Below are 5,957 nucleotides of genomic sequence, written 5' to 3'. Positions count from 1 at the left end.
GTCATTTTGCCGGCCAACGGTTTTCAGCGCATGGCCATAAGTCAGGTTTATGCCCGGATTATTGGGCATCGATCCAAGCAGAGCCTCATATATCAGCATCGCCTCATCGAAGTTGCCGATCGCCAGATTTTCGTTGGCGTACAGCATTTCAAATTCTGGATTACCCGGTTCTTTTTCGCGCAGCTCTGACGCTTCGCTGAGCGCGAGTTCAAACTTTTGACGCTTACGCAACACTTTGACATAATCAAAATGCGCGCTGACATTGTCGGGCGCCAGAACCTTGCAGGACTCAAGCAGAAACTCCGCCTCGTCATAGGCGTTAAACTTCATGCCAATGTCGGCGAGCAACCGCATGGCCTCGACATGGTGTCCGTTGCGTTGCAGGAAGCCGCGGCATAATTGCTCGGCTTTGTAGATACGCCCTTCCTGAATGAAACTGGCGACGCTCAACAACTCAGGCGGAAGTGCAGAGAGATGCGCATATTGTGCATGCGCAAAGTTAGCGGGTGTGTCCCGCCCGGCTGCATCGTGCAATTCTGAAAGAAAGCGCCAGCTTGCCGCTAGCGCACCATTGTGGGTCACGGCACGTTGGTATGCGGCGACTGCTTCTTCTGCACGGCCCATATCGCGAAAGCAATGTCCGCGCTCTTGCCAGGCGCGACCGTAACTGGGGTCGATGGCAATCAGCCGGTCCAGAGTGACCATCGCTGATGGAATTTGACGTCGCATGCGTTGAGTTACTGCCAGCGTGTAAAGTGCGTCGATGTTGTCTAGCGAAATTGTAAGTATTTGAGCGCACATTGCCTCGGCTTCTTCGAGACGCGCATTTTGCAGATGCAGCCGTGCCTCGCGTAACATGGCATCGACTGTATCCGGCAAGACTTCCGCCAACATTGTCACGACCTCTCCTATTTTGTGACGAACGCTTGCGGGAATGCTGCCGCACTTCGTAAGCTAGATGCAAGGCCGAAATGCACGTACGGCAGGGCACCGCGCAATTGCGGATGCCCTGCCTTAGTAGTTATATCCTGTAAGAAAAACGGAGTCCAATGGTACGCGGACGCGATGTCGTTGTCCGAAGCTCACCGTCATTCCCGCTCTTGTAAAGCTCGGGACGTTCGTCAGTCAGGTTGTCACCGAACACTTCAAGCCTCCACTCATCCTTTGATACGCCGAATGAGGCCCCAGCCGTGGTGTATGAACCAAGATTTTGCGCTGCTTTGATTGGAACAATCACATCACCTGGACGGACGGTTACGCCATTGTAGGTGACAGGAATCGATGCCGCATAGCCAAGGGTCGGGTTGGACGATTGGTAGCGAATATCGACATTGTCGATAACGTCAGAGATGCTCTTACCAACGTAATGCAGGCCAATTTGAGCAAATGGCGTGAGACCCGAGGACAGTTCCTTCTCCCAATGGAGACGGGCATTGAACTGGAATTTGGGGCTCAAAGCTAGCGGACCACCCAATGGGCGAAGCACAGATGTGTTTTTCCGGTACTTCGTCAGTTCAGAGTCATTGTACGAAAATGCACTGTTGAACGTCAGTTCGGGCGTAGTGCGCCACGTTACATCACCCTCAAGTCCTCTGATCCTTGCATCAACCAGGTTCGTGGTAAATGTCTGGTTCGAGATATTCTGATCGAAAACCGTAATCTGGATGTTGCTCCAGTCGATCTGATACGCAGCGAAGTTTACCTGCAAACGGCGGTCAAGCAGCGAGAATTTGCCGCCAACTTCGTAGTTTTGCACCTTATCCGGAACGTAAGTACCAAGACGGACAAAGTCTGCATTGGTGGGGCAAATCGCACTTGGCACGCGGCAAGGACGCCGGTTAAAACCACCCGGACGGAAACCATCCGAATAGGTCGCGTAAATGAGCGAAGTCTCGTCAAGTCGATATGTAAGGTTGGCCTTATACAGGACGCCCGTATATTTGGCGGGCGATGCGTCGGCATAGAGCACGTTTAGGTTGGCGCTCACATTGTAGAGCGACACCGGAGTTGCTGCTGGCGCATATGTTCCAGTAGCGGCGTTATAGACCCCTCTCGCCCCGCCAAAGCTGCCGTTTGACGAACCGTTGATCGAAGCCTTCTCGTTATAATAACGAAGGCCGCCGGTGAGTATCAGCTTGTCAGGAACAATATCGAACGAAGCTTCGCCATAAGCGGCAAACTGCCGATCCTTGCGTTGTATATCATTGAAAAAGCCAACTTTCACAGGACGAACGCTTGTATCATTTGCATCTACCGCGGCGTTTGGCGCACGACGGTAGATAAAGCCAGCGGCCTCTTGCAGATATGACCAGTCTGTATTGTCGAACAATTTGTTATCGTCATAGAACAAGCCAAAGGTACCGCGAAGACGCTGGTCGGCAGGCGTTGTGACGCGGAATTCATGTGTCATGCGCTCGGTGCGGTTGCGAACCTGATAGCTTTTGCTTGGAGCATAGCACGTGTTGCCAATGTTACCGTTATAGGCTGCAGTATAATAAACACCGCGGTCGCACTCATAATAAGGCAGATAAAGCCCGATGTTTGAATAACCTGCATAATCAGCAACTTGGGTTGCACGGTGCTTCATAAACGAACCCGTGTAGATCAGATCGAGCGCGCCCAAGCGCCCGGTCACGCCCCAAGTCGACAGGCTTACGCGATCCTTTAGTGAGTTATCGTTGAACTTGGTAACCTTGAGGTCACCAACGTCAGGCTCGAAATCGAACACGCCATCGGTATCAAGTTCTTGACGCACGTGCATGAGGTCGACAGTCCAATCGTCAGTCACGTTCCAGGTCAGCGCAATGCGGCCACCGCGATACGTTGCGTCGTTGTAATTGTCTTCGATAAATGCATCATTGTTAATAGTCTGACGGGTCGGCGCGCGATAGAGGCTCCCCGTGCAATTTGGAACTGCTGTGGTTGCAGTGGCTTGGCACGACTGAATTGCCCGCATGACCAATAATGGGTTGCCCGTTGGCAATTTGCCAGCAACGCCCACATTGCCGTTGAACGGCATCTGGAATGTTCCAGCTACATTGTCGATATAGCCGCCCTGCCGGTCGGTGTAGAACACAGCTCGGATTGCGAGCTTATCCTTGACGATGGGGATGTTGATGAATGCGTCCCCAGCGACGCTCTCCTCGCCACCCTTGGTAAAGGCGTAGCTAGAGTTGAAACCAGTCTCAAATTCGCTCGTATTCGGCTTATTGGTGATGTAGCGAACGGCTCCGCCCATCGCACTTGCCCCGAAAAGAGTGCCCTGCGGACCTGCCAACACTTCGACGCGCTGAAGATCAACGGCGTACAGGTCGAGATTACGCCCAACAAGCGATGCCGGTGCATCGTTAATGTATAAAGCCACCGTAGGTTGCGCGCCGGCAGTACCGGCAATTTGCAGGCCCGGCGAATCGGTCGACAGGCCGCGGATGAAAATTGAAGATGCGCCGGGACCACGCGAAGCAGAGCGCACATTAGGCAGATATTCGATCAGTTTGTCGAATTTGGTAATGTTCAGGTCGCTCAACGTGTCACCACCCAAAGCGGTAATTGCAAGCGGAACCCGATTGGCTGACTCTTCACGCCTTGTCGCCGTCACGACAATATCGGTTATGCCACGATCATTTTCTTCAGCCGCCTGTTGCGCGAATGCAGGATCAACACCGGCACCAAGCGACGCAAGCACGAGCGCCGCAGTCGAAATTTTAAGATAAGCTTTCAATTCTCGTCCCCCTCAACCATCCCCCATGACTGGGGGCTCCACTTCTCCATCAAGCAGACTGAAACTGCAGCCCCCCGCAAGCAACTGACCAAATTTTGGTCATTGGTAAAATAAATTCTTCAATCGATTACATCATCTACATGTCGCGATTAGAACACCTAATATAAAGCAGAACCCATTGGTTAGTGTCGAATATGGAGTCTAGTCGGGCCGACGGCATGACGGAAATAGGGATTGAAGATGCAGATGGGGGCCGATTTTGTTTTATTAATTGCCTGTGAGGACCGAAAAGGCATCGTTGCCGCGGTCGCCAACTCCATCGCGAGTCAAAATTGCAATATCGTGGAAAGTTCGCAATATGGCGACGCAAGCACTGGCCGTTTCTTTATGCGGGTTGCCATTTCCTGCCCGTCCGAGACGACGCATGAAAGCTTTAGCGCGGCGTTTATGCCTGTTGCGACTGCGTTTCGGTTAGACTGGCGCCTTCACGACTTACGCAATAAACTCCGCGCCATGATCATGGTTAGCCAAGGCGGCCATTGCTTGAATGACCTTCTCTACCGAACGTCGACGAAACGGCTGCCGATGGAAGTCACAAGCATCGTATCCAACCATCTGAACTGGAAGCGCCGCGCAGAGCATGAAGGAATAGCTTTTCACCATTTGCCTATCACGCCAGAAACAAAGTTGGACCAAGAGGCCGCATTGCTTGCGATGGTTGAAGACCAGCAGGTCGATCTCATAATTCTCGCTCGGTATATGCAAGTGCTGTCCGACCAGCTTTGCCGCAAACTCAATGGCCGCGTGATTAACATTCATCACAGCTTTTTGCCCGGCTTCAAAGGTTCGAAACCTTATCACCGGGCGTATGACCGGGGCGTCAAAATGGTTGGTGCCACCGCGCATTATGTAACCGCCGACCTCGACGAAGGGCCGATCATCACGCAGGACGTTTCAATTGTCGACCATGCTGACACCGTCGATGATTTAATCGCCCAAGGCCAAGACACCGAAAGCCGGGTGCTTGCGCGCGCGGTAAAGCTCCATCTGGAACATCGCGTGATGCTAAATGGCAACCGCACGATTGTGTTTAAATAGAATTCGCGCAAATCAGATAGAAGTCAAGGATACCTGCCATGAAGACCCGCGCTGCCGTTGCATTTGAAGCCAAAAAGCCGTTGGAAATTGTCGAGCTGGATCTGGAAGGCCCCAAGGCTGGCGAGGTTCTGGTCGAGATCATGGCGACTGGGATTTGCCATACCGATGCGTATACGCTGGACGGTTTTGACAGCGAGGGGATCTTTCCTAGCGTTCTGGGGCATGAAGGCGCAGGCATTGTTCGCGAGGTAGGAACAGGTGTGACTTCGGTGAAGCCTGGCGATCATGTCATTCCTTTGTACACGCCCGAATGCCGGCAGTGCAAAAGCTGCCTTTCGGGCAAGACCAACTTGTGCACCGCGATCCGTGCGACGCAGGGCAAGGGGTTGATGCCTGACGGAACCTCGCGCTTTTCGTATAAGGGTCAGACCATTTTCCATTATATGGGATGTTCCACCTTCTCGAACTTCACCGTGCTGCCAGAGATCGCGGTTGCCAAAATCCGCGAAGATGCGCCTTTTCAATCAAGCTGCTATATTGGTTGCGGTGTCACGACAGGTGTAGGCGCAGTGGTCAACACGGCAAAGGTGCAGGTTGGCGACACCGTTGTTGTCTTCGGCCTTGGCGGGATTGGCTTGAACGTCATTCAAGGCGCGCGGCTCGCAGGGGCCGGCATGATCATCGGGGTCGATATTAATCCTGATCGTGAGGAGTGGGGCCGCAGGTTCGGCATGACAGCGTTCCTGAACTCGAAGGGCATGAGCCGCGAAGATGTCGTGGCCAAAATCGTGCAGATGACCGATGGCGGCGCGGATTATACCTTCGATGCAACGGGCAACACCGAGGTTATGCGCACTGCGCTTGAGGCGTGCCATCGCGGATGGGGCACAAGCATCATCATTGGTGTGGCCGAGGCCGGCAAGGAAATCGCAACGCGGCCGTTCCAACTGGTGACGGGTCGCAACTGGCGCGGCACGGCCTTTGGTGGTGCCAAGGGCCGCACTGACGTGCCAAAGATCGTTGACATGTACATGACCGGCAAAATCGAGATTGACCCGATGATCACGCATGTCATGGGTCTGGAAGAGATCAACAAGGCATTTGATTTAATGCATGCGGGAACAAGTATCCGCAGCGT

The 5,957-nt window shown here is 53.3% G+C and carries 4 protein-coding genes; 2 read left to right on the top strand and 2 right to left on the bottom strand.

Annotated elements, in window-relative coordinates; genetic code table 11:
• Both ACLL9E_RS00055 and ACLL9E_RS00050 read right to left on the bottom strand, forming a co-directional pair.
• Window positions 1-894, bottom strand: an 894-nt coding sequence (locus tag ACLL9E_RS00055) for a tetratricopeptide repeat protein (protein ID WP_411289702.1), incomplete at its 3' end; no start/stop codon positions are given.
• Window positions 895-1,021: 127 nt separating this feature from the next.
• On the bottom strand, window positions 1,022-3,721 hold the full coding sequence (locus tag ACLL9E_RS00050; protein ID WP_411289700.1) for a TonB-dependent receptor: 2,700 nt from the start codon (window positions 3,719-3,721) through the stop codon (window positions 1,022-1,024).
• Window positions 3,722-3,961: 240 nt separating this feature from the next.
• Between ACLL9E_RS00050 and purU the strand changes: the two genes are divergently transcribed.
• A complete protein-coding gene (purU, locus tag ACLL9E_RS00045) occupies window positions 3,962-4,819 on the top strand; it encodes a formyltetrahydrofolate deformylase (RefSeq protein ID WP_411289701.1) in 858 nt (285 codons plus the stop codon).
• A 38-nt stretch (window positions 4,820-4,857) separates the two neighbouring features.
• A partial coding sequence (locus ACLL9E_RS00040) for an S-(hydroxymethyl)glutathione dehydrogenase/class III alcohol dehydrogenase (RefSeq protein ID WP_411289699.1) occupies window positions 4,858-5,957 on the top strand: 1,100 nt, incomplete at its 3' end.

Origin of the sequence: Sphingorhabdus sp., from assembly GCF_046596595.1 — a bacterium.
GTDB lineage: Bacteria > Pseudomonadota > Alphaproteobacteria > Sphingomonadales > Sphingomonadaceae > Sphingorhabdus_B.
Note: the sequence above shows the minus strand (reverse complement) of the source record. Positions and strands in the feature narration are given on the sequence as shown.